The organism is Streptomyces cinnamoneus (genome assembly GCF_014650495.1).
Taxonomy (GTDB): domain Bacteria; phylum Actinomycetota; class Actinomycetes; order Streptomycetales; family Streptomycetaceae; genus Streptomyces; species Streptomyces cinnamoneus.
In genome coordinates this window covers 16,439-41,905 of the sequence record NZ_BMVB01000001.1, presented here as the reverse complement: position 1 = coordinate 41,905, position 25,467 = coordinate 16,439, and the positions used below count along the sequence as shown (strand labels likewise).

Annotated in this window: 21 protein-coding genes; 6 read left to right on the top strand and 15 right to left on the bottom strand. The window is 70.7% G+C overall.

Going from position 1 to position 25,467, the window contains the following annotated elements; all coding sequences use genetic code 11:
• Nucleotides 1-166: 166 nt before the first annotated feature.
• The 4 genes from IE182_RS00185 to IE182_RS00170 all read right to left on the bottom strand — a co-directional run bounded on the left by IE182_RS00185 (nucleotide 167) and on the right by IE182_RS00170 (nucleotide 5,021).
• Nucleotides 167-1,015, bottom strand: a complete 849-nt coding sequence (locus IE182_RS00185) for a hypothetical protein (protein WP_190107505.1) — start codon at nucleotides 1,013-1,015, stop codon at nucleotides 167-169.
• The gene (locus tag IE182_RS00180; RefSeq protein ID WP_190107504.1) at nucleotides 1,012-1,911 is read right to left on the bottom strand and encodes a multinuclear nonheme iron-dependent oxidase; all 900 of its coding nucleotides are present in this window, start codon (nucleotides 1,909-1,911) and stop codon (nucleotides 1,012-1,014) included. The genes IE182_RS00185 and IE182_RS00180 overlap by 4 nt, the downstream gene beginning before the upstream one ends.
• Entirely contained in the window at nucleotides 1,898-3,139 is a 1,242-nt protein-coding gene (locus tag IE182_RS00175; protein WP_190107503.1) for an acyl-CoA dehydrogenase family protein, read from the bottom strand. The genes IE182_RS00180 and IE182_RS00175 overlap by 14 nt, the downstream gene beginning before the upstream one ends.
• A gap of 547 nt (nucleotides 3,140-3,686) precedes the next feature.
• A complete protein-coding gene (locus tag IE182_RS00170) occupies nucleotides 3,687-5,021 on the bottom strand; it encodes a YhgE/Pip domain-containing protein (RefSeq protein ID WP_190107502.1) in 1,335 nt (444 codons plus the stop codon).
• 131 nt (nucleotides 5,022-5,152) lie between these two features.
• Here IE182_RS00170 and IE182_RS00165 point away from each other — a divergent pair, with 131 nt between their 5' ends.
• The gene (locus tag IE182_RS00165; protein ID WP_190107501.1) at nucleotides 5,153-5,815 is read left to right on the top strand and encodes a MerR family transcriptional regulator; all 663 of its coding nucleotides are present in this window, start codon (nucleotides 5,153-5,155) and stop codon (nucleotides 5,813-5,815) included.
• A 27-nt stretch (nucleotides 5,816-5,842) separates the two neighbouring features.
• Here the strand turns inward: IE182_RS00165 and IE182_RS00160 are convergent, their stop codons facing one another.
• The 3 genes from IE182_RS00160 to IE182_RS00150 all read right to left on the bottom strand — a co-directional run bounded on the left by IE182_RS00160 (nucleotide 5,843) and on the right by IE182_RS00150 (nucleotide 8,536).
• Entirely contained in the window at nucleotides 5,843-6,598 is a 756-nt protein-coding gene (locus IE182_RS00160; RefSeq protein ID WP_190107500.1) for a PE-PPE domain-containing protein, read from the bottom strand.
• Nucleotides 6,599-6,761: 163 nt separating this feature from the next.
• The gene (locus IE182_RS00155; protein WP_229844476.1) at nucleotides 6,762-7,487 is read right to left on the bottom strand and encodes a DUF6585 family protein; all 726 of its coding nucleotides are present in this window, start codon (nucleotides 7,485-7,487) and stop codon (nucleotides 6,762-6,764) included.
• On the bottom strand, nucleotides 7,484-8,536 hold the full coding sequence (locus tag IE182_RS00150; protein WP_190107499.1) for an AfsR/SARP family transcriptional regulator: 1,053 nt from the start codon (nucleotides 8,534-8,536) through the stop codon (nucleotides 7,484-7,486). The genes IE182_RS00155 and IE182_RS00150 overlap by 4 nt, the downstream gene beginning before the upstream one ends.
• Before the next feature lie 162 nt (nucleotides 8,537-8,698).
• Between IE182_RS00150 and IE182_RS00145 the strand changes: the two genes are divergently transcribed.
• Nucleotides 8,699-11,116, top strand: coding sequence for a helix-turn-helix domain-containing protein (locus IE182_RS00145; protein ID WP_190107498.1), 2,418 nt, complete (start codon nucleotides 8,699-8,701; stop codon nucleotides 11,114-11,116).
• On the opposite strand, the gene IE182_RS00140 is transcribed toward IE182_RS00145, so the two are convergent.
• From IE182_RS00140 to IE182_RS00130, 3 genes are read right to left on the bottom strand one after another with little or no spacing between them, the layout of a single operon-like run.
• Nucleotides 11,117-12,346 carry a beta-ketoacyl-[acyl-carrier-protein] synthase family protein gene (locus tag IE182_RS00140; protein ID WP_190107497.1) on the bottom strand — a complete coding sequence of 410 codons (1,230 nt, stop codon included), beginning with the start codon at nucleotides 12,344-12,346 and terminating at the stop codon, nucleotides 11,117-11,119.
• Nucleotides 12,346-12,615 (bottom strand): acyl carrier protein, encoded by a 270-nt coding sequence (locus IE182_RS00135; protein ID WP_190107496.1) that lies wholly within the window; start codon nucleotides 12,613-12,615, stop codon nucleotides 12,346-12,348. Before IE182_RS00135 ends, IE182_RS00140 begins: the two co-directional genes overlap by 1 nt.
• Nucleotides 12,616-12,639: 24 nt before the next feature.
• Nucleotides 12,640-13,455: a class I SAM-dependent methyltransferase gene (locus tag IE182_RS00130; RefSeq protein WP_190107495.1), complete on the bottom strand. Its 816-nt coding sequence runs from the start codon at nucleotides 13,453-13,455 to the stop codon at nucleotides 12,640-12,642.
• Nucleotides 13,456-13,728: 273 nt separating this feature from the next.
• On the opposite strand from IE182_RS00130, the gene IE182_RS00125 reads away from it, so the two are divergent.
• Nucleotides 13,729-15,099, top strand: coding sequence for a condensation domain-containing protein (locus IE182_RS00125; RefSeq protein ID WP_229844519.1), 1,371 nt, complete (start codon nucleotides 13,729-13,731; stop codon nucleotides 15,097-15,099).
• A 12-nt stretch (nucleotides 15,100-15,111) separates the two neighbouring features.
• Here IE182_RS00125 and IE182_RS00120 read toward each other — a convergent pair whose 3' ends face one another.
• The 5 genes from IE182_RS00120 to IE182_RS00100 all read right to left on the bottom strand — a co-directional run bounded on the left by IE182_RS00120 (nucleotide 15,112) and on the right by IE182_RS00100 (nucleotide 21,204).
• Complete coding sequence (locus IE182_RS00120; protein WP_190107493.1) at nucleotides 15,112-15,804, bottom strand: glycosyltransferase family 2 protein; 693 nt, start codon at nucleotides 15,802-15,804, stop codon at nucleotides 15,112-15,114.
• A gap of 171 nt (nucleotides 15,805-15,975) precedes the next feature.
• On the bottom strand, nucleotides 15,976-16,344 hold the full coding sequence (locus tag IE182_RS00115; RefSeq protein WP_190107492.1) for a hypothetical protein: 369 nt from the start codon (nucleotides 16,342-16,344) through the stop codon (nucleotides 15,976-15,978).
• 120 nt (nucleotides 16,345-16,464) lie between these two features.
• The gene (locus IE182_RS00110; RefSeq protein ID WP_190107920.1) at nucleotides 16,465-17,493 is read right to left on the bottom strand and encodes a glycosyltransferase family 4 protein; all 1,029 of its coding nucleotides are present in this window, start codon (nucleotides 17,491-17,493) and stop codon (nucleotides 16,465-16,467) included.
• A 174-nt stretch (nucleotides 17,494-17,667) separates the two neighbouring features.
• Nucleotides 17,668-19,581 carry an NHL repeat-containing protein gene (locus IE182_RS00105; protein WP_190107491.1) on the bottom strand — a complete coding sequence of 638 codons (1,914 nt, stop codon included), beginning with the start codon at nucleotides 19,579-19,581 and terminating at the stop codon, nucleotides 17,668-17,670.
• A gap of 363 nt (nucleotides 19,582-19,944) precedes the next feature.
• Nucleotides 19,945-21,204, bottom strand: coding sequence for a Gfo/Idh/MocA family protein (locus IE182_RS00100; RefSeq protein WP_190107490.1), 1,260 nt, complete (start codon nucleotides 21,202-21,204; stop codon nucleotides 19,945-19,947).
• 75 nt (nucleotides 21,205-21,279) lie between these two features.
• On the opposite strand from IE182_RS00100, the gene hpaB reads away from it, so the two are divergent.
• The 3 genes from hpaB to hpaD are packed head-to-tail and all read left to right on the top strand — an operon-like array spanning nucleotide 21,280 to nucleotide 25,396.
• On the top strand, nucleotides 21,280-22,896 hold the full coding sequence (gene hpaB / locus IE182_RS00095; protein ID WP_229844475.1) for a 4-hydroxyphenylacetate 3-monooxygenase, oxygenase component: 1,617 nt from the start codon (nucleotides 21,280-21,282) through the stop codon (nucleotides 22,894-22,896).
• On the top strand, nucleotides 22,893-24,380 hold the full coding sequence (locus IE182_RS00090) for an aldehyde dehydrogenase (RefSeq protein WP_190107489.1): 1,488 nt from the start codon (nucleotides 22,893-22,895) through the stop codon (nucleotides 24,378-24,380). Before hpaB ends, IE182_RS00090 begins: the two co-directional genes overlap by 4 nt.
• The gene (hpaD, locus tag IE182_RS00085) at nucleotides 24,377-25,396 is read left to right on the top strand and encodes a 3,4-dihydroxyphenylacetate 2,3-dioxygenase (protein ID WP_190107488.1); all 1,020 of its coding nucleotides are present in this window, start codon (nucleotides 24,377-24,379) and stop codon (nucleotides 25,394-25,396) included. The genes IE182_RS00090 and hpaD overlap by 4 nt, the downstream gene beginning before the upstream one ends.
• The last annotated feature ends 71 nt before the right edge of the window (nucleotides 25,397-25,467 follow it).

Here is a 25,467-nt window from a genome sequence, read left to right as displayed (position 1 = left end):
TGGCGACAACCGTGCCGGGGCCGAAGTCAAGGTCGACGTTGGTGGTGCTCATGTAAGGCTCCTCATTTCGTTCCGCTTGTGCGATCTGGCGGGCTGCGGGGTGCAGCTCAGCCAAGCCATTGGCTTTTCCGTACACGCGCGAGATGGTGGCGCTCACCTCCTGTGGTCAGGTTTCTTCGGGCGTCCCCACCGGGCCGTCGCCGCCGTAGGCCGCCAGCTCGGAGGGAAGCATCAGGTGCACGATCTGCCGGTCGTGCAGGCTCTCCACGAGTTCCTTGACGAACCCGTGGGTGAAGTGGGGCAGCACCCCTCCGGCGTCCAGCACTGTCAGGGGCCCCCTGGTCAGGGCCGCCAGGAGCGGGTGCTCGCTCAGGTCGAAGGCCCGGGAGCGCTTGGGCTGCCGCCAGTCCCGCTGGAGCAGCAGCGTCGTGGGGCGGGGCTGCGGGTCGGCGCCGTACTCCTCGTCCTCCTTCGCCAGCCGCAGCACGTCGTAGCGGAACTGGACGACCGCGTGGGGCTTGCGCAGCACGAGGGTGCTGCCGGCCCGCAGGGCGCCTTCCGGCTCGTCCGGGAACACCTTGGGGGTCTCGGCCAGCTCGCAGACGTGGCTGCAGAACCGGAGGAGGTCCACCAGGTATTCCGGCAGCGACCTCTCGACGACGTAGTCGAAGGAGAAGTCGACGAACCGGCGGAGTTCTTCCATGCGCCCGAACTGCCCGACGGAGACCGCCTGGTGGTACGCCTGGAAGAACTTCCCTCGCGGCGTGTAGCGGAACAACGCGTTGAGGAAGAGCCCGAATTCCGCTTCGCGGCGGACGATGCGCTGTTTGATGACGAGCGTGGCGACGCCTTCGAGATAGTCCGGGTCGATGCTCGCGAACTGCGTCTTCTCCGCCTCGGTGAGGCCGAGTTCGGCGGCGGCCCGCTCCAGGCCGTCCGGCTGCAGGACGGAGCGACGGAAGTCGCCGTCCCGCACCGAACGGGTCAGCAGCTGCTGGAGTCCTGCCAGGCTCATCGCGCCTTCTCCTCTGCCTCGATCTGCGGAGCCATGAGTTCACGGACCCATTCCAGGCGCTCCTTGGTCCGTTCCGGTGCCGGGCGGGACGGAGTGCCGCTGGCCTCGACTTCGAGGATCACGGCGGAGGGCCGGAAGTCTTTCTCCTTGAAGAGCCGCTCCAGGGTGGAGAAGTGCCATTTCTCGTTCCTGCGGAACCGGGCGTATTCCGGCTCGGCGAGCTCCTTCTCGTTGGGGAGCGGGAGGTGCACCTGCCAGACGCGGTCCAGCGGGATGCGGCTCAGTTCGCTCTCCCAGTCGACGGGGTGGTAGTCGTCGGAGATCACGAGGTTGGAGAGGCTGAGCAGGATGCCGGCGTCCGCGCCGACCGCGATGTCGGCGACCTGCTGGCACACGCTGCGCGGACCGATCTGGTTGAACAGCATCGGCTGGTTCTCGATGATCAGCGGAACGGATGATTCCGCGTTGGCGGCCCGCAGGTTGTCGATGAACACCTGGGTCTGCTCATCGGTCCCCATCGGCTGCATGAACGTTCCCGTATAGGTGTCCCGGGTGCCCACCATGCCGACGTGCTCGCCGATCCAGCGGCAGTTGGAGACCTCTGCCATCCGCTGCAGCCGGCGGACCGTCTCCGGGTCCGGGTCGTCGACGGAGCCGAGCATGTACTCGTAGCTGTGCAGCGTCGACGGCAGGCCGGCGGTGGAGGCGTTGATCTCCCCCAGGTAGTCGGGGTCGGTGGCGAAGTGCGCCGCGAGGTACTCGACCATGTCGACCCGGGCGTCGAGCTCCATCAGCCGCTCGAAGTACTTCTGGTGGCCCGGAATGCAGTGGTGCAGGTAGCCCGCGCCGATGGTGGCCGGCCGTCGATGCCGTCGCATCTGGTCAGCGCTGGTCATGTTCCGCCTCCGGCAGAGCGTCGGTGGTGAGCAGGTGGTCGGTGATCCGGTCCCGGATCAGTTCGTTGGACGGGCCCATCAGGGCGGTGGCCCTGGCGTCCCGGAGGCGGCGTTCCAGAGGGAACGACGCCAGGAAGCCGCGGGATCCGACCGTGTGCAGGAGCGCGGCGGTGATCTCCTCCGCCGCCGCGGAGGACTGCAGCTTGAACTTGCTGGAGGTCACCGGGGACGCGCCCGGACCGCTGCCCGCCACGGCCAGTGCGGCGTAGGCGTAGCTGGTCTCGACGCGCACCAGGGTGTCGGCCAGGGCCGCTCGCACGTGCTCGGCACCGGTGCGGGGCTGGGTCTCCGGCAGCCGCCCGGTCGCCATCAGGCAGGCGTCCTCGAAGGCGCCGGCGGCCGCACCCAGGGCGAGCAGACCGGGGTTGAGGCAGACCTCGTGGTTGCGGCCCATCAGCTGCCGGCCGCTGCCCGCCTCCCCGACCAGGTCCGCAACGGTGAGTTCGACGCCGTCGAACTCGACCGAGGCCGTCCCCGATGCCCGCAGGCCGAGCAGCGGGTAGGGGGCCGATATCCGGACGCGCGGGTCCTTGGTGTCGACCCGGACGAACGTGGGGCCCTGCCGTTCGCCGTTCAGATGGGTGTCGGCGAGGACGTGCACCACGCCGGCGGTGGCGAGGCCGGTGCAGAAGGTCTTCTCCCCCTCCAGCAGCAACCGGTCGTCGCCGGGGGAGCCTGCGGGACTGCGGGAGTCGTGGGAGGACAGCCGCGTCTGCAGGTTCTCCTTGTTCTTCGTCGTGGCCTTCTCGGTCCAGGCGCTCGCCCCGATGAGCGATCCGGTGGCGAACCCCCGCAGGTCGTCGTCGCGCCACGGACCGGCACCGAAGGTGAGAGTCCGGCGCACGACCTGGTAGTGGAACATCAGGACGGCGGCGGTGGAGGCGCAGGACTGTGCCACCCGTTCGACGACCAGGCAGGCCGCCGCGTCACCGAAGCCGAGCCCGCCGTACTCCTCGGGCACCTGCACTCCCAGTGCCCCGAGGTCGCCGAGCGCTTCGAGCGACCGGAGCGGGGGCTCACCGGTGGTGTCGGCGTCGGCGGCCCCGGCGGCGATCAGGCCGTCCGCGAGGTCGTCCAGGCGCCGGAACCAGTCCCGTGCGCTCTCCGGCAGCCCGGACAGGCAGGCGGCGACGAATTCGTTCCGATACGTTTGGGGCGAAAATTTCATGCGGCCCTCTCCAGGCACAGAAGGTCAACGAAAGAGCAGCGCACGAAACACGGGAAAGCCCTGGCGTCTCGCGTTCTCTTTACTGTCACTTCGATTCGAAGAAGACATGGCAGATTCTGCTCTTCGGCCGCCACGTCTCAATTCGGCACGGTGGGAGGTTTTCCCGAACCGACAGGTTCGTCAAGCACTCTTTTACTACTCGCCACAGGCCCTGCAACTCGCCCGTTCACCAGGCAGCTTCACGTTTCCCCACACTCCCCCGTACAGGCAAGAAAGGCGCCGCGAGACGTTTGCTCGGAACTGAACGCTACCCCAAGGCAAATCGACGGGCCAGGTTTTCCTGGGCCCCATTGGTCGATCAATGATCCAACAAAAACCGATATGTCCACCCACTGCAGATTGGCAATAACCTGCAACCAAGGGGACCGGAGGAGGTTATTCCGAGTGAATTCCCTGACAGAGGTCGAACCGGCCTCCGAACAGAAAAAGAAGCCCCCGACCGGCGTTTCCCGCCGGTCGGGGGCTTCTTTCGTGTCGTCGGGCCTGATCAGGCCGTCGCAGCCGCCGGTACGTCGTCGGCGGACTCGGCCTCTTCGGCCTCTTCGGCCGCTTCAGCAGGGCGGGGGACGCGGTGCAGGCCCTTGCGGTCGTAGAGGCGGGTGACGCCGAAGCCGAAGAGGGCTCCGGTGACCAGAGCGGTGCCCATGGCCACCCAGGCGCGGGCAAGCCCGGCGTCGGCCTGTGCGTCGTAGTAGAGGATGGCGCGCAGGCCACCGGTGATCTGGCGCAGCGGCTCGAACTCCGAGAGGACGCGGAAGAAGCCGGGCAGCGCCTCCAGCGGCACGGTCGCCCCCGAGGAGGGGACGGCCATGGCCACGAAGATGATGGCCGAGAGCACCATGCCGGGCGTGCCGAAGACGGCGAGCAGGGCCAGGGCGCTCACACCGACGGCCGCGATGGTGCCCACGGAGTAGAGCCACAGCAGGCCGAGGTGGGAGGCGTCCATGCCGAGGATGCCGACCGTGGCCAGCTCGACGAGGGAGCCCATGACCACGGAGAGGCCGAGCATCAGGACGGTGCCGATGGCCAGCGTGCGCACCCGGCTGGTGTGCCGGAGGGGCATGCGCTGACGGAAGGGGCCGAAGTCGGTGTGCACGTAGCCGAGTGCGGTGTCGACCTGGGAGCTGATCGCGTTGGCGCCGAGCATGCCGCAGACGACCAGGACGAGCGCGTAGTAGAAGGCGCTCAGGCCCATGGCGCTGTGCGAGTCGAGCGGGTGGCCGTCGGCGACCTGGACGGTCACGGGGTCGGCGAGCATCAGCTGGGCGGCCGGGGCGAGCTTGGCCCCCTGGCTCTTCGCGCGGCCGAGGAGTTCCTTGCCGAGCTGGGCGGAGGCGGCGTGGGCGGCCTTCTGGTTGGCCTGGCTGGCCATGGAGGAGCCGATGCTGCCGGCCGACTGGTTGGTCAGCACGGTCACGGCGGGCCGGGCGGCCTCCGCCTGTCGCGGACTGGTCAGCCCCGACACCGCGGCGGTGAAGTTCTCCGGCACGACGAGGGCGCCGAAGAGCTTGCCCTGGCCCAGCTTCTTGTCGGCCTCCTGCCGGCTGAGCACCTGCCAGTCGAAGCTGTCGTCGCCCTCGGCGGACTTCTTGATCCCGGAGACGACCTGGTCGCCGAGGTTGATCTTCTTGCCGCCGGCGTCGGTGCCGCCCTTGTCACTGTTGACCAGGGCGACGGGAAGGTCGCGCAGGTTGCCCTTGGGGTTGACGTTGCCGCCGACGTAGAGCAGGGCGAACAGGGTGGCGACCACTGCGACGATGAGTCCCGTGCCGATCCACAGCCGCGGGCTGCGGAGTACGGAGGAGGGCTGAGGGGAAGGCATGAACGCTCCGGTGCGATGACACTGCGTAACTAGATATTGAAGGTATCCAGAAGCTAGATAGTGACAGTATCGGGTTGAGGTGTCCAGTTGCCCGACGGATGCCCGGCCGCACCACCAGTCGAGGAAGCCGCATGAAGATCTCGGAGCTCAGCCGCACGACCGGTGTGCCGGTCGCCAGCATCAAGTACTTCCGGCGCGAGGGCCTGCTCCCCGCCGGGCGGGCGACGGCGGCGACGCTGGCCGAGTACGGGGAGGAGCACGCCCAGCGCCTGCGGCTGATCAAGGCGCTGACCACGCTCGGCGGGCTGTCCATCGCCGCCACCCGCGACGTGCTGGCGGCGGTCGACCGGGCCGACAGCACCGACGGCACCCTCAAAGCCATCAGCTACGCCCTGCCGGTGCCCGTCGCCCAGGCCCCGGTCGGCGACGCCGACCAGGCGGCGGAAGCGGAATCGGCCGCGGAAACGGACGTGGCGAACCTGATCGCGGCCATGAACTGGCAGGTCCCCACCACCTCGCCCCACGTCCAGGGACTGACGGCGGCCCTGAGGGAGCTCCGGCGGCTCGACATGAACTACCAGCCGGAGAGACTCGTGGCCTACGCGGAACTGGCCCACGCGGTCGCCCGCCTGGACCTGGAGCGCGCGGCCGCCTTCGACGATTCGCCGGCCCTGGCCGAACAGGCGGTCATCGTCCTGGCCCTCGCCGGCCCCCTGCTCGAACTCCTGCGGCGGCTCGCCCAGGAGGACCAGGTCCGCCGCCGCACACCACTCGAGGAGCCCGACGCAGGGTGACACCCCCCGGCCGGGCCGGCGAAAGGATCAGGAGTCGTACCAGACGACTCCATCACCCCCGTCGTGGCCTATGGTCTGCGCCATGACGTTGCCTTCCTGCCAGTACTTGGGGTGCTGGTTCAGGAAGCCGAGGACGGACCGCACCGAGGTCGCGTCGCACACCCCGTCGGTGCGGATGCAGAAGCGTTGCACCGGTACGCCGTCGAACTTCGCCGGGCCGGCGCCGGGGGAAGTGAACCCCAGGGCGCTCCACCCCTTCGGCAGCTGGGACCAGATGCCGGTTCCGGGCTGCAGGGGGTCGGAGTACAGCATGCCGTTCACCTGCGAGCGGGGAATGCCGGTGGCGCCTTCGGCGATCTTCTGGAGCACCAGGTCGGCCACATGTGCGCCTTGGGAGTAGCCGACGATCGTGAGGCGGGCGGTGGGGTCGCGACGGTGCGTTTCCTGGGCGGTGGTCAGCAGGTTGCGGTACCCCTCGCGCACGCTGGCGTCGAAGCTCGGTGCGGTCGGGTCCGGGACGTTGTGGCCGTTGAGCCAGGGGCCGGCGCTCGCCGGGTAGCAGACCGGCACGGGGATGCCGCCGTTCAGGTGCTTGTTGGCGAGGGCGTAGGTGCTGGTGCAGTCGGGTGCGGGCGCCGCCGAGCCCGTGCCGCCGACCTCCAGGTAGTAGTGGTGCACCGGGTCGGCGTGGGCGACGGTGGGGGCGATGGCGGTGACGGCCACCATGGCCGTCACGGCACCGACGGCGCCGATCGCCTTCTTCCATCTGCGGGCCAGGTTCATCGTTCTGCTTCTCCTTCGTGTGAGGTGGTCATCGGTGACCGGCAGGCGTGCAGCTCAACTGCCGTGGCCGGGCCCGACGTTAGCCACGGCCGGTGACACGACGATGAAACGACGGGCACGGCGGCCCGCTCGTCACTGCAGAGGTGCCCGGGACCGGCGCACGTCAGCGGATGCCGTCCGTTCGAAGGCGCTCCACGAGTGCGCAGAAGACGAAGAGGTTCGGGACCTCGGACGCCGCAGGACCCAGCCGGTGCCATGTCCCGGCGATGTCCAGCCCGACGGCCCCCTTGCGGATCCCGGCCTGCTGCACCTGCGGCCACCGCGCGGACACCCTGCCGGACCCGACCCCCTCCCCCGTCAGCCAGATGTCCCCGAAGGTCAGTCGCTCGCCCCCGGCGAGCGCGGCCAGCGCCCGGGGCAGTCGGGCGCGGGTGACGGCCCGCCGGATCCCGGGCCACCATTCCTCCGCGTCCTCCGCGCCGCCGCGCTCCGGCCCGGCGTGCAGCGTGATCCGTCTCCCGTCGGCATCGCTGATCGTGCAGGTGGTGCCGGCGCGGGCCGGGTCGTACGGTTCCGCGACGCCTTCCTCGAACACGGACGTGGCGTCGTAGCGGACGACGTGGATCCGCCCTTTGAGGGCCACCGTCATTCCGTGCTCGTACAGGTCCAGTCGCGCGTCCCGGCGCGTCTGCGGGGCGGAAGGCCGGCCGTACAGGACGAAGGCCAGCAGCGAGCCGATCCCCCTGACCGGCACGGCATGCGCGGGGGCCGTGTACCCGACGGCCGTGTAGGTGGCGCGCCGCTTGCCGAGGTACGCGCGGCCGGCCGCTGCCGAGATCTTCGCCAGCAGGAGCTCTTCGCCCCGCGTGGGCCGCGTCGGTCCCGTCACGGCGTCGTTCCGGTGAGGATCATGTGGTGCGTCTGCCGCAGCATCCGGCTGGGCGGCACCCCCAGCTCGTCGGCCAGCCGGCGGCGGGTGCGTTCGAACACGATCAGGGCGTCGGCCGGCCGGCCGCTCCGGTGCAGCGCGCGCATCAGCATCGCGGCGACCGGCTCGTTCAGGGGGTGCTCCCCGGCCAGAGCGAACAGCTCGGCGATCGCCTCGGTGTGCCGGCCCAGCCTCAGCTGCCACTGCAGCTTCCGCTGCACGACGGCGATCCTCCGCTCGGTGAGCCGCAGCCGCTCCAGCTCGGCGAACGGCCCGGGAAGGCCGGCCAGGAGCTCCCCGCGGAACAGGTCCAGCGCCCGGGAGCACGCACGGACCGCCTCGGCCAGGTCACCCGCCCGCTCGGCCTTCCCGGCGGCGGTGACCAGCTCCTCCATGCGCGCCACGTCCACCGCGACCGTGCCGGGGGCCAGCCGGTAGCCGCACCGGTCGCGCTCGATGACCGAGTTCGGACTGTCCCCGGTGCGCAGGGCCTTGCGCAATCGGTAGATGTACACCGGCACCACCTTCGTGACCGGTGGCTCCATCCCCCACACCCCGTCGAGGAGCTCCTGTTGACTGACCGTCCGGCCCAGGCACAGCGCCAGCGCCGCCAGTACGGCCTGCTGGCGGAGGTGCCCCAGGTCCACGGGCCTCCCGTCGCGCCACGCCTGCAGCGGTCCGAGCACCGAGATCTGCAGCCTCGGCCCGGCCGTCCGGCGGACGGCGGCCCGTGGCGCGGGGCTCGGCTCCTGCCTGCGCGGGCCGTGGCCGGGGGCCACCAGGCCGCAGTCGAAGGCGTGGACGATGGCGGCGGCCCGGTCACGGAGTCCGAGAACGGCGAGGACCCTCGCGAGGTGTCCGGCCACGGCCTCCTCGGGTATGGCGAGTGCGGCGGCGATCTCGTCGTCCCTCAGGCCGCAGCCGACCGCGTAGAGCACCTCGCGCTCCTGGTGCCTGAGCGTGGTGACGGTCGGCCGGCCGGTGGTTGCGGTGGTTGCGGTGATCGGCATCATGGCTCCCGGGCTTCGGGCTGCTTCCGGCGGGTGGTTGCCGTCGACGCTGGCCCCGGCGGCGGCCGGCGGACAGGCCAAACGACCGGCCGTATCCGGCCGGTGGCCGCGCTAGAGTCCCCCACCTGGGGAAACGCAGATTCGAGGGGGAGGCCGTGACCTGTGGCCAGTGAGTTCAGCGCGCTGTTACGGCGGCTGCGGCGCGAGGCGGGAATGACCCAGGAGACCCTGGCGGAACGCGCCGGAGTGGGCGTGCGCACCATCCGGGGGCTGGAGACCGGCGAGCGCGCCGACCCCCGGGTGACCACGGTGCGGCTGCTGGCCGACGCGCTCGGGCTGGCGCCGGAGGACCGCGAGGAGCTGCTGGCCGCCGCCGTCCGCCGGCCCGGGCAGGAGAACGGGCCCGGGCACGGGAACGGGGCGGACGGCCCGAGCGACAGGGGGAACCCGCCGGACCACGCGCTCGCCCCTCCCGCCCCACCGGCCGTGGAGCGGCAGGGCTCGGCGCTCCAGGAGGCCCTGGCCGACGTCGGCGAGCAGCTCGCGCAGGCGGTGGCCGCCCGCTGGCAACGCGAGGAGGAGCACCGGCAGGTCCACGATCCGTACCCGTTGCCACTGCGCTGGCAGGCGGCTCCGGAGGAGCTGACCGACCACTGGGCCAACATCCGGCGGCTGCCCGCCGGGGTCAGGCACGGTCCGCTGGAACTGGGCGGGCGGCTGGACGAGATCGTCGGCGTGTACCGGCGGATCCCGTCCGGGCGGCTGGTGGTGCTGGGCCGGCCAGGATCGGGCAAGACGGTCCTCGCCGTGCGGTTCGTCCTGGACCACCTGAAGTCGAGGACCCGCACCGACGCCGTACCGGTGATCTTCAGCATCGGCTCGTGGGACCCCACCGCCCTCACGTTCCGTGACTGGCTGGCGAGACAACTGACGCGCGACCATCCCGGTCTCGCCGCCCCGGGACCCGCCGGGCCGAGCCTGGCCGCCGCACTGGTCGAGAGCGGCCGGGTGCTCCCCGTGCTGGACGGCTTCGACGAGATCGCCGGCGGTCTGCGCCGCCCCGCCCTGGAGGCGCTCAACGCCACCACCCTGCCCCTGGTGCTGACGAGCCGGCCGTCCGAGTACGCCGCCGCGGTGGCCGAGACCGACGTGCTCACCTCCGCCGCCGCGGTGGGCCTGACCGATCTCACCCTGAGCGACCTGGCCGACTACCTGCCGCGCACCACGCGCAAGGCCCGCGGCGGGGACCCCGCGAGGACGGCCTGGGACCCCGTGCTGAGCGAACTGGGCGTGCCGGATGGGCCGGGCGAGCCGGGAGACCGGGGCGAGCGACCGCACAGCCAGGCCGGCGCCAACCTCGCCGCGGTGCTCACCACGCCGCTGATGGTGACGCTCGCCCGCGCCGTCTACAGCGACACCCCCGGCCACGACCCGGTCTCACTCCTGGACACCGGGCGTTTCGGCAGCCCGGAGGAGCTGGAGGAGCACCTCCTCGACAACTTCGTCGCCACCGTCTACCGCCCCCGGCCGGAACACCACCCCGGCAGCGGTCCGCGCCGCGACGTCGACCCGGAACGCGCCCGGTACTGGCTCGGCTACCTCGCCCACCACCTGACCCGCCTCGACACCCCCAACCTGGAGTGGTGGCGGCTCGGTTCGGGGCTGCGCCGCTCCACGCGCACGGTGGTGACCGCGCTGCTGATCGCTCTGACCACCGGGCTCGTCGACTGCGCCGTCGGCACCCTCTTCGACACCCTCGGGTTCCAGCTCGCGGACGGGCTGGCCGTGGGGACCATCGCCGGGCTCATGTTCGGATTCACGTACTGGTTCATGGTCGCGGCCAAGGACACGGCGGTGGCGCCGTCGGGCGTGCGCATGAAAATGGGCGGCAGGGACGGGAAGGCCGTGCGGAGGGCCCTCCTCCGGCTGCTGATCGGATTGGCGGTCGGGCTCGTCTTCGGCTTCGGTTACGGATTCATCCGCGGGTTCCACGACGGCTTCGCCTATCACCTCGGGCTTTCGATGACCCTGCGCGCCGGTCTCTACGACGGCATGGTCTACGGGCTCGCGTTCACTCTGGCGGCCGGCCCCGCCTTCGGCCTGCTGGGCCTCCTGGAGACGCCTCTCGACATCCGGTCCGCCATCAATCCGGCCAGCCTGCTGCGCACCAACTGCCGCACGGTCACCGCGCAACTGCTCGTCTGGGCCCCCACGTTCGGACTCCTGGTCGGCTTCGGAGCCGGGGTGGCCATCCGCCTCCTGCCGGCCCTCCTGGGCCCGATCGCGTGGAGCGCCGAGTCCTCGATCAAGATGGGCCTCATCAGCGGGCTCTGCGGTGCCCTCAGTTACTCCCTCAGCCTGACGGCCTGGGGCCAGTGGGTGGTCTTCTCCCGGATCTGGCTGCCGTTGACCGGCCGGCTGCCGTGGTCCCTCGTCGCCTTTCTGGAGGACGCGTACGAGCGAGGTGTCCTCCGTCAGGCGGGCGCGGTCTACCAGTTCCGCCACGCCCGTCTGCAGGACCACCTCGCCCGCACCTACCGGGCGGCCCGCGCACCCCGGCCGCCGGAGAGGGGTGAGTGATCAGGCGGTACCGAACACCACCGCCGAGTTCTGGCCGCCGAATCCGAAGTTCTGCTTGACGGCGACGTTGATCGGGGCGGACCGGCCCACGAGCGGGGTGTAGTCCAAGTCGCAGTCGGGGTCCGGGTTGTCCAGGTTCGCCGTGGGCGGCACGTACTTCTCGCGCATGGCGAGCAGCACGCCGACGCTCTCCAGGATCCCGCACGCGCCGCAGGCGTGGCCGATGACCGATTTGGGCGCCGTGATCGCCATGTGCCGCGCGTGGGAGCCGAACGCGCGCTTGATGGCGGCGGTCTCGGCCCGGTCGTTGAGCGGTGTCGACGTCCCGTGCGCGCTGACCAGGTCCACGGCGGCGGGGTCGAGTCCGGCGTCCGCGCAGGCCAGCTCGATCGTCCTGGCCGCAACGGTGCCGTCCGCACGGGGAGCCACGGGGTGGTGGGCGTCGCAGGTGGTTGCGGCGCCGAGCACCTCGCCGTGCACGGTGGCGCCGCGGCGCAGCGCGGAGCGCTCGGACTCCAGCACGAGCACGGCGGCCCCTTCGGCCGGCACCATGCCGTCGCGGTCGCGGTCGAACGGCCGGGACGCGCGCGCCGCCTCCGCCGCGGGTCGCTGGGAGAGCGCGTCCAGCAGGCAGAACGACGCCAGGCAGGGCAGGTCCAGCCAGCTCTCCACACCGCCGACGAGGACCACGTCGGCGGTGCCGTCGCGCACCGCGCGCAGGCCCGCTCCGATGGCGTCCGTCGAGGACGCGCAGGCGGTCGAGAGGGTGAGCACCGGGCCCGTGATGTCCAGTTCCTGGGCGACGAGCCCGGCGGCCTGGTTGGGCAGCAGGCGCAGCAGGCCGAGCCGGTTCATCTGTGACCAGCCGCTGTGGCGCAGGGTGGTCACGAGCCGCGCGGCTTCGTCGAGCCCACCGCCGCCGGTGCCGACGAACAGCGCGCCCGGCGCCGTGCGCAGCCCTGCGTCCGCCCGTGCCTTCATCGCTGCGGCGAACAGCAGTTGCTGAAAGCGGGAGGTGCGGCGGACCTGCTGGACGGACATGTGCTCGCGGGGGTCGAACCCCTCGACCACGCCTCCGACCTGGCACGGCAGCGGTTGCTCCAGTTCCAGTGCCGAGATCGCGGGGCGCCCTGCGGACAGGGCATCCCACAACGCGTCCGGTGTGCCGCCCGCGCACGACTCGACGCCGATGCCGGTCACCAGCACGCGACGGCGTACCACGTCGTGCATCACGCTGTCCCCGACATGGCCTCGACCACGTCTCCGACCGTGCGCAGGTCGGAGATCCTGATGTCGGTGTCCGCCAGCTGGACCCCGAATTCCGTCTCCAGCACGGAGATCAGCTCAAGTGCCTCCATGGAATCGAGTCCCAGCACCGGCTGGTCGGGGTCGGCGGCGTAGAAGAGGGCCGATTCACGGGTGATCGCCGTTCGCGCCTCTCCCAGGTCCGGCCGTATACCGATGATGGCCCGGGTGACGACGTTCATGACCTCGGTCATGGTGCATTCCTTTCGTGAGGGTTCTTACGGCCGGACGGCGGAGAAATACACGCAGCGCCGCGTGATCGTGAACGGTGCGCGCTCGTACTGTTTTTCCATCGTCTCGGCGAGGAGTGCCCCGGCGGTGTGCCGGTCGAGCCCGGGGAGTGCGGCGGCGGCGAACATCGGGGTCGAGCACAAGGCGGCGAGGAAGTCCGGGCCGAGGGCGAACTCCCGCTCGGTGGTGTCCACACCGGTGAATCCGGCCGCGTCGAGGGCGGCCCGGTAGTCCCCGGCGCTCCTGCGCAGCCCCGAGGGCCGTCCGGCGGCCGACCGGGCGAGGGGGAGCCCGCGCGTCCGGGCGACGCGGCGGGCCGTGCCGACCAGCTCGGCGTACAACGGTAGGTCGGCCGCCGTCTCCGCGCCCGAGTAGAAGGCCGAGTTGAACACCAGACGCCCGCCGCCGGCGAGGACCTGCCCGATCGCGTCGAGCGCCTCGGCGAGGTCCGGAACGAGATGGATGCAGTTGGCCAGCACGACGATGTCGAAGGCGTCCGACGGGAACAACCGGGAGACGGCGGCCGCGTCCCCCAGGACGAAACGGGCCCGGTCGCCCAGGCGGGCCCGTGCCGCGTCGAGCAGGGCCGGGTCGGGATCGGCGCCGATCAAGGACATGGCCGGGTCGCGCAGCAGCAGTTGCTCGCTGACGGCTCCGTCCCCGCATCCCACGTCGAGGACGGCCGGCCCGGAGCCGACCGGGACCAGGTCGAGCAGTGCGCGGTTCAACTCGGCGTATTCCGGGTCTCGGCGCAGCGCGGCGTAGTCCATGGACGGTTTTATGGTTTCTGTTCGTGCGTTCATGAATTGCCTCTCCGTCGATGCGGTCGGCGAATCACCGCAGTGCGGAACGAATGACGGGCGCCGACGCTAGCAGCGCCCCCGAAGGGCAACAAGGGTTTGATTTCCCGCGGCACCGTACCCATGGGCGTGACCAGCAAGGACATCCCTGTTTCATCTTTCTTTCATCGCGGCCGGATAGTTTCGGCGAGTCGCACCGAGGCGTCATGGGGAGAGCGTCGCCGGGTCGGTGGACAGGGGAATTCAAGAATGGGGCGAGGAGAATCTGCCGTGCGTATGACCCAGATCCTCGACTGGCGACCCGAGCCGGGTGAAGTGGTCGAGTTCGAGCTCGCCACCGACCGGACGCCCGTACCGCACGACGTGCCTGCGTCGCACTTCCAGCAGGCGCACCTGCGGTTGGCGGCCGCCCACCGCGCTGCCGGACGACGGCAGTCGCCCTGGGTGGCCATGGTGTTCGACCTGCCGGGCCGGGCCGATCTCGATGCGCTCACCGACGCGTGGCAGGGGCTCGTACGCCGCCACGAGGCGTTCCACACCTGGTACGAGCCGGAGAGCGAGGACCTGACGGGCTTCCGCCTGCCGCCCGGTTCCCTCACCGTGCATCCGGTGCGCGTGGGCGACCTCACGAGCACGGACGAGCTGCGCGCCTACGTGCACCGGAGGATGGACGAGCAGACCTGGACGGGCCGGCCGGGTCTGCTGGCCGGGGTGATCCGCCGGGACACGGCGTCCACGGTGTACTTCGCTATCGACCACGCCTATACGGACGGGCACTCCCTGGCGCTGCTGTTCGACGAGATCTGCAGCCGGTACCACGCGGCCCGCAGCGGCACCCCCATCGACCTGCCGCCGGCACCCGGCTACCTGGACTGCAACCGCCGCGAGCGGAGACGCTCCGCGTCACTGACGGCGGCCGCGCCGGAGCTCGCCGCGTGGTCGGAGTTCCTGGCCGTGCGGGACGGTGACTTCCCCCGCTTCCCCGTCGAGCTGGGCAACGACGCCGACGCGCTGCTTCCCGGCAGGCGACTGCAGTACCCGGTGCTCACGGACGCCGAGGCACGCGCGTTCCGCGCCCATTGCGCCCGGCACCGCGGCGGGTTCGGCGCGGGTGCCTTCGCCGCGCTGGCCCTCGCGCAGTGGGAGTTCACGGGCAACGACGTCTACCGCGTGCTCACGGCCGTGTCGACCAGGGCCTACCCCCGGCTGCTCCCGGTGCACGGCTGGCTGGTCAACCTGGTGCCCCTGCTGTTCCGGCTGCCCGCCTCGCCGACCTTCGCCGACGCGATAGCCGCTGCGCAACAAGGCTTCCAGCGGGCCCGCGCCGGATACGACGTGCCGCTGCACCGGGCGCTCGAACTGCTCCTCGACGGCGGCGACGTCCCCTCGATCCCGCCCATGGTGTCGTACGTGGACGGCCGCGCCGCTCCGGGCTCCCGCGACTACCTGCGCGCGAACGCGACGGTCCTGACCGGCCCCGACAACGCCAGCGGCGTGTCGATGTGGTTCAACTGGTTCCCCGACCGGGCCGACGTCGTGGCCAGCATCCCGGACACTCCCGAGGCCACGGCGGGGGTGCCGAAGTACCTCGACCGGGTCAGGGAGATCATGCTCACCGCGTCGTCGGGAGCCCGCCGGGCCTCCTGACGGTGCAGGTGGTCAGGGCCGGGGTGGGGAGCAGGACGCCTCCCGCTCCTCGACGAGGGCGCGCATGGCGCCGGGGTCGCTCGCGGCCTGGTGGTAGCGGTAGCACAACGCCGCATTGGCCTCGTACTGCAGCCCTTCCTTGGCCCCCGGCGGGTGGTGGAGGGCGTAGACGCGGCCTTCGTGGCGGACGGGCGGTGCGCCCAGAAGGGTGGTGTGGGCGGCCTCCCAGGCGGCGTCCTCGAAACCCCAGCCGCGGAAGCGCTCGTCCTGCCCTCCATGGGCCCACCACGTCGCCGGAGTGGTCACGTAGACGCCGCTGCACGCCCCCGGGACCGTGAGGGCGCTGCAGTCGGACAGCGCCGCTCCTGCGCGATGCTGCGCGCTGCCGTCGGCGTCGAGAGACCGGTATTCGGTGTACGGCAGATGGACGAGGCCGCTCCCGGCGGCGCCCTCGATGGCGTTGTGGAGCGGGCCTTCCTCGACCAGCGTGTCGGCGTCGGCGATGACGACGACATCGGCGCCGGACCGCGCGGCACGGCGCACGCCCGCGTTGCGGCAGGCGGCGGAGTTGAACGGCTCGTCGCCGGTGTCGACGTCGATCACCGGGGCGGCGGGCAGCGCGCGACGCCAGTGGGCGACGCTGATGTCGTAGGCGTACTCGCGGCCGGGCCGGGGCCGCCAGGGCATGGCGACGGCGATGTTCACAGCTCCTCCTGGGACGGTGTGCAGCCGTTTCGGGTGGCGGCGGGTGGTCACGTCGTGGGCGGCGGCAGCCGTACGCGAAAGGCCCTCCGGCCGTCGGGGTCACCGGCAGGAGGGCCTTCGGTCAGCGGCACACGATGAGTCGGCCTCTGCGCGGACCGCCGGCCCCCGGGGTCAGGAACTGGTGAGGTCGGCGATGACCAGCGCTGTGACGGCGCCCCTGTATTGCCAGTTGACATCGCCCTTCGCGTCGTTGGGGTGGTTACGGCGCCAGATGGTCAGCTCGACGGCCGCGTCGTAATCCGGATTCTCGGTCGGAACGATCTTCAACCCCACTTGGTCGAGCGACATCATGCAGTGGGTCACGGTGTGGTTGTACAGCACCTCAAGCGAGTACGACTGAAGCGCCACACTCCAGACGGACTTGTTCTTGACTTTGCGCACCGTACCGGTGAGCGAGAATCCCACCGTCTGCTTGCACGGGCTGTCGCCCATGGGCGTATCGCCCACCGTGAACGTGACCGGCTTGAATTCGATTGGCACTGACTTTCCTCCCGTTCGGGGTTGGAAGTTTCGCCGACGTATTTCTGTCGTGATCACTCCGGGATTCGTCGCGTGAGTGATCGCACATGGGGCGGTCGTCCCGCCGGGAAGGGCGGACGGTCAGCGCGCCGAGCCCGCTACGCGGAAGGGCGTCCTTCGGCTCTCGCGGCCCAGCGACTCGATGGATTCGCACCAGACGTCGAGATCGGGGTTCTTGGTCAGCTCGTCGGAGCGGGCCTTCGCCCGGCGGGAGGCCCTCGCCCAGTTCTTCGGGTCCTTCAAGCCCATCAGAGCGTGGATCCAGGCGTCCATGTCGTCGCGGTAGGCGAAGATCCCGGCCTCGCCGAGGGATTCGATCAGCCCGGGGGTGGGGTGGGCGATCACCGGGATGCCGGAGGCGAACGCCTCCACGGCCACCCGTCCCCAGGACTCGTACAGACTGGGCATGAGCATCACGCGGGACCGGCTGTAGACGTGCGTGCGCATTTCGTTTCCGGGCACGCCGTCCGCGACTTCGCAGTTGGACAGCCGAGGAGGCGGCATGACCTGCTGCCCGTAGGCACCGCGGACGCCCAGGAAATTCCACTCCGGTGTCCACGCGGCGATCTGCCAGAAGAGGTCGCCGCCCTTGTCGGGGTTGAGGTTCACCAAGGTGGCACGGTCGCCCGGTTCGGTTCGGTAGTCCTCCGCGAGTACGGGAGGGCGGACGACGACCGTGCGCCTGGGCATGAATTCCGGGGGGTACCGGGCGTAGAAGATCTCGCCGTCCCGCCGGATCCATTCGCTGTTGTAGACCACGAGATCGGCTCCCGCCGCGTTGTGGAAGCTCGTGGCGAAGTTGTCGTGACAGATCACGGCCACGGGAATCCGGCGGGCCCGGGCCAGTCCCGACACGAGGGGGACGTTCTCGAAGTGGGACAGGAGCACATCCGCCTTCTGTGCGGCGGCGGCGAAGTCGGCGCCCTCCTGGTACGGGACGACGCGCACCCCGTCGATGTCGTAGCTCTTCTCGATGCTCCCGGGATGCGAAAGCCAGACCGTCACCCGGTGGCCGCGCTCGGCCAGGGGGCGGAGCATCGAGTGCAGCATCCACTCGGATCCCGCGTTGTGGGCCGGTGGATATCCGTACACCCGGGCCGCGATGGACATGCTCCACGGCTTGGTGAGCGCGGCCAGAGGAGGCCCCTGCGGGCGGGCCGCCGCCGAGTCCACGTGTATGTACTCCCTCCGGAAGAACGATGTGAGAACGAGGCGAAGGACGCCCTGGAGGCGGCGGGTCTCTCATGCGGCTTTCCGGCCGGAAGGGTCCAGCCGCCACCGGACCTATTCGGCGACCACCTCGACGGGTGCATAAGTCGATTTGTCGCCGACCGTGAAGGCCGGCTTCGCTTCGCCCAGCTCGGCGTCGGCAGGGATCTGCACCCCGATCAGCAGTGAGTTCGACGTCCCTGCTCCCGACAGGTGCAGATCGACGGGGCCGCCGGTGGTGAAGGTCTGCTTGTCGTCCGACAAAATCCCGCCGTAGGAGGCCAATTGCTGGCCATTACCCCACACGAGCAGGTTGCCGCTGCCGTAGAACCGAAGGCCCTTTCCCCCGGGAAGCCGCACGCTGACCCTCTGCGGGGGCACACCGTCTCCGAGTGCCTTCACGTAGATGCCCGGCCACGCCTGGTCCTGGCCGCGCTTCACCTTCGTCGGCCCTCCCGGTGACACCGAGAACCCGACCGTGACGTCGACGGGCGCGGAGGTCGGAGCGTGGTCGCCCACTGTGAAGGTCAGGCGTGCTTCGCCCAGCACGGCGTCGGCAGGGGCTTGCACCTCGACCAGCAGGGAGTTCGTCGTGCCTTCTTTCGACAGGAGCAGGTCGACGGGGCCGTGGGTGGTGAAGGTCTGCTTGTCGTCCGACAAGGACCCGCTGTAGGTGGCCAAGGGCCCGAAGCCGCCGTCTTTCTTCTTGCCGAACACCATCAAACTGCCGCTGCCGGAGAACTGCAGATGCCGTCCCGGGGGGAGCGTCACGCGAACCGTCTGCGGGAGAACCGTGCCGCCTCCGAGTGCCTTCACGTACACGCCGGGCCAGCCGGCCTTGCCGGTGCCGCGCTCCAGCGTCGTCAGGCCCCCCGGCCACACCGAGAACAGGGCGGGGACGGGAACGCCACTCACCTTCCGCACCCGGTTGTTCTGGGTGTCGGAGATGTACAGGCTTCCGTCGGAACCCACCGCTGCACCGCAGGGACCGTTGAGGGCGGCCTTGTCGGCCGGTCCGCCGTCGCCGCCGTAATCAGCGCTGCCGTCACCTGCGAAGGTGATGATCGTCTGCGTCTTCCCGTCCACCCTCCGCACCCGGTGGTTGTGGGTGTCGGCCACGTAGAGACTGCCTTCGGAATCCACCACGACACCGCGGGGACGGTTGAGTCCGGCGTTGACGGCCGGCCCGTGGTCGCCGGAGAAGATGGCACTGCCGTCGCCTACGACGGTGGTGATCGTCCGGGTCTTCGCGTCCACCCTGCGCACCCGGTCGTTGTCGGTGTCGGCGATGTAGAGGTTGCCGCCGGTATCCACCACGACGGCGCGGGGATGATTGAGTGCGGCGTGAACGGCCGGCCCGTCGTCGCCGGAGAAGTCCTCGTCACCGTTGCCCGCGACGGTGGTGATCGTCTGCGTCTTCGCATCCACCTTCCGCACCCGGTGATTGTCGGTGTCGGCGATGTAGAGATGGCCGCCGGAATCCACCACGACGCCGAAGGGCGTATAGAGGCTGGCCTCGTCGGCCGCCTTGTCGTCACCGTCGAAACCAGCCCTGCCGTCACCGGCGACGGTGGAGATCGTCTGCGTCTTCGCGTCCACCCTGCGCACCCGATGGTGGTCGGTGTCGGCGATGTAGAGATTGCCTTCGGCGTCCACGGCAATGCCGCGGGGACCGGAGAGGGAGGCGTCGACGGCCGGCCCGTCGTCGCCGGAGAATTCCTGATTGCCGTTGCCGGCGACGGTGGAGATCGTCTGGGTCCTCGCGTCCACCCTCCGCACCCGATGGTTCTCGGAATCGGCGATGTAGAGATTGCCGAAGGCGTCCGTTGCAACGGTGTTGGGGTGGTAAAGGCCGGCCTCGGTGGCGGCGTGACCGTCACCGGTGTACTCACCGTTGCCTTGGCCCGCCACCGTGGTGATGCAGGGGGCACTCACCGGCGCCAGGATGCTCTGGGTGCCACCGGGTTCACTCATCGTCGTCTCCTTCACGCTGATGATGGGCGACGTACGGGATCTACGACTCTGTCATTCGCTTCGCCTGAGTTATTCATACTTACGACAAATATCTCTGATGCGGCCTTTGTCGTGCCGAACAAGGCTGGCCCGGGTCCGGGATGTAAAGAAAGGGGCTCTCCGCGCGAAGTGCCGTTCCCTGCCACACGGAGAGGCCCCGCCGAGCCCGCATCAGCCGACCACACACGTCCTACGCGTACCGTGCGGGCTCCGCATTGTCTTCCCACGCCCACCACCCGGCACGGCTTCTCCCCGTCACCCCGGGCACCCCGCGCCGGGGCGGTTCACAATGGCCGGGACCGGATCGGGCGAAAACAGGCCAGGCGTTCTCCGGATCCGTCAGCGCTGGGCCGGAAGCATTTCGACGGTGCCGTTCCGTCGTGCTCGCTCCGCGGCGAGAACCGCCAAGTGGCTGGCGAGGGAGTCGCGCGGGCCCGACCTGATCCGTGTGGGGTCTCCCATGGCCACAGCCCCGACGAAGGCGTCCATGAGCCCCGCGTCTCCGCCGCCGTGACCGCCGGCCGCGGTCATCTCTCCCTGCCGCGAGGGCGTGACGTCCGTTGTGCTGCGGGTCAGGAAGTCGTGGACCTGAATGCTCGTGCCGTCACCGCACAACTCGCCGCGGGTGCCGAAGATCCGGGTCTTGCGGGGGGCGGCCTCGGTGAATGCGGTCATGGTGAAGGTGGCGGTGGCTCCGTCGGGAAACTCCATCGCGACGACCTGATGGTCGACCACGTCGTTGTCGCAGGCGTACACGCACCGGCCGTAGGGTCCCGTGCGCAGGGCCCGGTCGAGTGCGTGCGGCGTGAAGGCGTCGACGACGACGCTGAGCGGCCAGCGGTGTTCACCGCGGTCGAGCATGCCGCCGTAGAAGTGCGTGGCCGAGTACGGACAGCTCTGCGCGACCGGGCACTCCACGCACCGGTCGGCCGCCCCGGCGGGTCGGTTGGCCGGGGTGAAGTGCGAGAGGCGGCCGAAGCTGGAGACCCGCCTCGGCGACTGCCCCAGGATGTACTGCAGCCAGTCCAGGTCGTGGCACGACTTGGCCATCAGCATGGACGTCGCCTCGTCGCTGCGGCGCCAGTTGCCGCGGACGAACGAGTGTGCCTGGTGCCAGAAGCCGACCGGCTCCAGGTGCTGGACGTTGACGATGTCGCCGAGCCGTCCGGAGTCGACGACGGCTTTGAGTGCTCGTGTGTAGGGGGTGTAGCGCAGGACATGACCGACGGCGAGCATGACGTCGGCCTTCTCGACTGCGGTCACGACCCGTCGGCAGGAGTCTTCGTCCAGTGCCATCGGCTTTTCCAGCATGATGTGGTAGCCGAGGGCGGCGAACGCCTCGGTGGGCTCGACGTGTTCCCGGTCGAGGGTGCAGATCAGCACGGCATCGGCGATCTTGCCGCGAGCGGCGAGCTCCTTCCAGTCGGACACCGCGTTCCCGGGCGCGATGCCGTGTTCTTCGACGAGCCGGGCGCGGCGCACGGCTCGTGGCTCGGCCACGCCGACGACGGTCGCGCGATCAGGATGTCCGAGGGCCCACGTGGCGTATCCGGTGCCTCGATCGCCGGCGCCGATGACGAGGAGAGAGACAGGCGACATGCCGCCACCCTAAGGAGTCCCGTCACCGGCAGGACGAGAACGGCGGCCATCAGTTCACCCTTCGGGGTGGAACCGGTGATCGACCCCGCGCCGGCGGGGATCAGACCGGTTTACCGGGTGCTCGGGCCGGCCGGTGTGCGGCAGAGTCGGTCACGTACCCCGAAGGTCACCGCCGAGGCCCTGACCGCCACCGGACAACGACCCCCGAGGAGCCTGCGTGGCAGCACGCACCGGCAAGGCGTTTCTCGACCGGCTCGCCGACTCGCGCCCCACCGTGCACGTCCGGGGGGAGACCCTGGCCGGGGGGGAATCCGGCACCACCCCGCGTTCCGCAACGTCGTCCGCACGTACGCCGAGCTGTACGACCTGCAGCACTCGGCCGAGCACAAGGACGTCCTGACCTACCCCTCCCCCGCCTCGGGGGAACCCGTCGCCACCTCCTTCCTCACCCCCACCACGCCCGACGAACTCGTCAAGCGCCGCGAGGCGTTCACGGTGTGGGCCGAGCACAGCAACGGCATGCTCGGACGTACCGGCGACTATCTCAACAGCGGGCTGATGGCCATGGCCTCGGCCGCCGGCTGGTTCGCCGGGGCGGACCCGGCCTTCGGCGACACCGTCCGCCGCTACTACGAGAAGGCCCGCGAAGAGGACCTCCTGCTGTGCCACACGCTCATCCCGCCGCAGGTCAACCGGTCTGTCCCGGGACCCCGGCAGGCCGGCGGGAGCGTCGCCGCGCGCATCGTGCGGGAGGACGACAACGGCGTGGTGATCCGGGGTGCCCGGATGCTGGCCACCATCGCCCCCTTCGCCGACGAACTCCTCGTCCTCCCCTCCACCCTGCTGCGCGGCACTCCCGAGGACAGGCTGTACTCGTACGCGCTCGCCGTTCCCATGGACGCCCGAGGGCTGCGGTGCATCGCCCGCGAACCGCTCGATCACGGCCTGTCGCGCCACGACCACCCCCTCGCCTCGCGCTTCGACGAGCCGGACTGCGTCGTCGTCTTCGACGACGTGCACGTGCCGTACGAGCGGTGCTTCCTGCTGGGCGACGTCGAGCGGTGCACCGACCTCTTCGCACGGACGTCGGCCGTGGTGCACATGTCGCACCAGGTGGTCACCCGCACGGTGGTGAAGACCGAGTACGTCCTGGGCCTGGTCTCGCTGCTGACGGAGGCCATCGGCATCGAGGGGTACCAGCACGTCCAGGAGGACGTGGCGGAGGTGATCGGCACGTTGGAGATCCTGCGGGCGTTCCTGCGCGCGGCCGAGGCCGATGCCGCCGTGAACGAGTTCGGCGTGCTGACCCCGGCGTGGGCCCCGCTGAACGCCGCCCGCACCGTGTACCCCAAGCTCTGTCAGCGCTTCCCGCAGATCCTGCGCAAGCTCGGTGCCGGCGGACTGATGGCCACTCCCACCGGGCTCGACGTCACCGGGCCGGCCGCCGCGGACATCGACGCCTACCTGCAGTCGGCGACGCTGACGGGTGCCGAGCGCGTGAAGCTGTTCCGGCTGCTGTGGGACACCTGCATCTCGGCGTTCTCCAGCCGGCAGGCCCTGTACGAGTACTACTTCTTCGGCGACCCGGTGCGCATGGCCGGTGCGTACGTCGCCTCCTACGACAGGGAGCCGTACAAAGCCCGCGTGCGGGCCTTCCTCGACGGATACGGGGCCGGGGAGGCGCCGGCATGAGCACCACCACTCCCCTGCCGCCCTCCGTCATCGGGCACTGGATCGGAGGCGAGACCGCCGGTGCCGCCGACGGCCGCACCCTCGATGTGACCGACCCGGCCTCCAACCGGCCGTACGCAAAGGTGGCCAGGGGCGGCCCGACCGACGTCGCCCGTGCCGTGGACGCCGCCCGCACCGCCTTCCCCGCCTGGGCGGCGACCGCGCACCACGAGCGCGCCCGTCTCCTGCACCGCATCGCCGACGCCGTCGAGGAGCGGCACGACCGGCTCGCCGCCTACGAGTCGTACGACTGCGGACTGCCCATCGGCCAGGCATGGGGGCAGGCCCGGCGCGCGGCCGAGAACTTCCGCCACTTCGCCGGCGTGATCACCGCGCTCGGCGAGGAAGCCTTCCGGCAGGGCGAGGAACAGCTCAGCTACGTGGTCCGCAGCCCCGCCGGGGTCGCGGGCCTCATCACCCCGTGGAACACCCCCTTCATGCTGCAGAGCTGGAAGCTCGCCCCGGCGCTCGCGGCAGGCTGCACCATCGTCCTCAAGCCCGCCGAATGGACCCCTCTTTCGGCCTCGCTGTGGCCGGACATCCTCACCACGGCGGGCGTCCCGGCCGGTGTGGCGAACATCGTGCACGGCCCCGGCACGGAGGCGGGCCAGGCGCTCGTCGACCACCCCGGCGCCCCGCTGCTCTCCTTCACCGGCTCGACCACCACCGGCCGCCACATCCTGCGTTCTTGCGCCGACCACCTGAAGGCCGCCTCCATGGAACTGGGCGGCAAGTCCCCGGTCGTCGTCTTCGCCGACGCCGACAGGGCCGCCGCGCTCGACGCGGTCGTGTTCGGCGTGTTCTCGCTCAACGGCGAGCGCTGTACAGCCGGATCCCGGGTGCTCGTCCAGCGCCCTCTGTACGAGGAGTTCACCCGCCGCCTCGCCGACCGCGCCGCAGGCGTCCGCGTCGGGCCGCCCTCCGAACCCGCCACCGAGGTCGGCCCGCTCGTCCATGCCGACCACTACCGGCGCGTCCTGGAGTACGTCCGGACCGGCCGCGAGGAGGCCCGCCTCGTCGCCGGCGGCGAGCGGCCGGCGCACCTGCCCGAGGGCAACTACCTCCAGCCGGTGGTCCTCGCCGACGTGCCGCGGGACGCCCGGGTCTTCCAGGAGGAGATCTTCGGGCCCGTGGCCGCCGTGACCCCCTTCGACGACGAGGACGAGGCCGTCGACCTGGCCAACGCCACCCCCTACGGCCTGGCCGCCTACGTCTGGACGTCCGACCTCCGGCGCGGCCACCGCATCGCCCACGCCGTCGACTCCGGCCTGGTGTGGATCAACTCCCACAACGTGCGCGACCTGCGCACCCCCTTCGGCGGGACGAAGGCGTCCGGCGTCGGCCGCGAGGGCGGCGCCCGCAGCATCGACTTCTACACCGAGTCCAAGGCTGTCCACGTCGCGCTCGGCGAGCCCCGGCGGCCGCGGCTGGGAGGAGGACCATGACGACGAGCGAGCACCGGACGGACCGGGCCCCCGACGTCGTCCGCGCCGCCTACGCCCAGCTCACGGTCACCGACCTGGCCCGGGCACGGTGGTTCTGGGCGGACCTCCTCGGTCTCCACGTGCAGTACGAGGACGGCGGCACGCTCTGCCTGCGCGGCACGGACGAGCTGACCCACCACTCCGTGGTCCTGCGCAGGGCCGATGTCGCCGCCCTGGACCACATCGCCTACCGGGTGCGTACACCGGGAGACGTGGAAAGGGCCGAGCGGTTCTTCGGGCGGCTGGGCTGTGCCACCCGGCGCGTCCCCGCCGGGCGCGGGACCCGCGGGGTGGGGGACGCCGTCCGCGTCGTCGACCCGCTCGGCTTTCCCATCGAGTTCTTCCACGGCATCGAGCGCGCCGAACGCCTCATCCAGCGCTACGACCTGCGGCACGGAGCAGAGGTCGCCCGCCTGGACCACTTCAACATCTGCACGCCGGACGTCGCCGCGGCGTACGCGCACTACGCGTCCCTCGGCTTCCGCTGCTCGGAGACCATCGAGGGCGACGCCCACGAGCTGTACGCGGCGTGGATGTACCGCAAACCGACCGTCCACGACGTGGCCTTCACCTCGGGGGCCGGACCCCGCCTGCACCACCTCGGCCTGGCGACCCACGAGTCCCACCATGTCCTGCGCGCCGCCGACATCCTCGGCGCCCTGCACCAGGAACACCGCATCGAACGCGGTCCCGGCCGGCACGGCGTCTCCAACGCCTTCTATCTCTACCTCCGCGACCCCGACGGCCACCGCGTGGAGATCTACACCTCCGACTACTACACCGGTGACCCGGACCACGAGACCCACCGCTGGAACGTCCGCGACGACCGTCGCCGCGACTTCTGGGGCAACGCGGTCGTCGAGTCCTGGTACGAGGACGCGTCCCCGGTCCACGACCTGGACGCCACGGTCCAGCCGCTGTCCGAGGCGGCACGGGACGAGTGGTCCGGCCGGGTGGGCGCGGACGGCCTGGGCTGACGGGCGGCAGCAGGCGCGCAGCCGGTCCGGGAAAGCCCCTCGTCCCTCCTTCACTCGCTCCGCCTACTCGG

What these genes read in the sequence shown, in the direction of transcription:
- IE182_RS00185 (WP_190107505.1), bottom strand. Translation starts at nt 1,015, where the DNA reads ATGAGCCTGGCAGGACTCCAGCAGCTGCTGACCCGTTCGGTGCGGGAC.
- IE182_RS00180 (WP_190107504.1), bottom strand. Translation starts at nt 1,911, where the DNA reads ATGACCAGCGCTGACCAGATGCGACGGCATCGACGGCCGGCCACCATC.
- IE182_RS00175 (WP_190107503.1), bottom strand. Translation starts at nt 3,139, where the DNA reads ATGAAATTTTCGCCCCAAACGTATCGGAACGAATTCGTCGCCGCCTGC.
- IE182_RS00170 (WP_190107502.1), bottom strand. Translation starts at nt 5,021, where the DNA reads ATGCCTTCCCCTCAGCCCTCCTCCGTACTCCGCAGCCCGCGGCTGTGG.
- IE182_RS00165 (WP_190107501.1), top strand. Translation starts at nt 5,153, where the DNA reads ATGAAGATCTCGGAGCTCAGCCGCACGACCGGTGTGCCGGTCGCCAGC.
- IE182_RS00160 (WP_190107500.1), bottom strand. Translation starts at nt 6,598, where the DNA reads ATGAACCTGGCCCGCAGATGGAAGAAGGCGATCGGCGCCGTCGGTGCC.
- IE182_RS00150 (WP_190107499.1), bottom strand. Translation starts at nt 8,536, where the DNA reads ATGCCGATCACCGCAACCACCGCAACCACCGGCCGGCCGACCGTCACC.
- IE182_RS00140 (WP_190107497.1), bottom strand. Translation starts at nt 12,346, where the DNA reads ATGCACGACGTGGTACGCCGTCGCGTGCTGGTGACCGGCATCGGCGTC.
- IE182_RS00135 (WP_190107496.1), bottom strand. Translation starts at nt 12,615, where the DNA reads ATGACCGAGGTCATGAACGTCGTCACCCGGGCCATCATCGGTATACGG.
- IE182_RS00130 (WP_190107495.1), bottom strand. Translation starts at nt 13,455, where the DNA reads ATGAACGCACGAACAGAAACCATAAAACCGTCCATGGACTACGCCGCG.
- IE182_RS00125 (WP_229844519.1), top strand. Translation starts at nt 13,729, where the DNA reads ATGACCCAGATCCTCGACTGGCGACCCGAGCCGGGTGAAGTGGTCGAG.
- IE182_RS00110 (WP_190107920.1), bottom strand. Translation starts at nt 17,493, where the DNA reads ATGTCCATCGCGGCCCGGGTGTACGGATATCCACCGGCCCACAACGCG.
- IE182_RS00100 (WP_190107490.1), bottom strand. Translation starts at nt 21,204, where the DNA reads ATGTCGCCTGTCTCTCTCCTCGTCATCGGCGCCGGCGATCGAGGCACC.
- IE182_RS00090 (WP_190107489.1), top strand. Translation starts at nt 22,893, where the DNA reads ATGAGCACCACCACTCCCCTGCCGCCCTCCGTCATCGGGCACTGGATC.
- hpaD (WP_190107488.1), top strand. Translation starts at nt 24,377, where the DNA reads ATGACGACGAGCGAGCACCGGACGGACCGGGCCCCCGACGTCGTCCGC.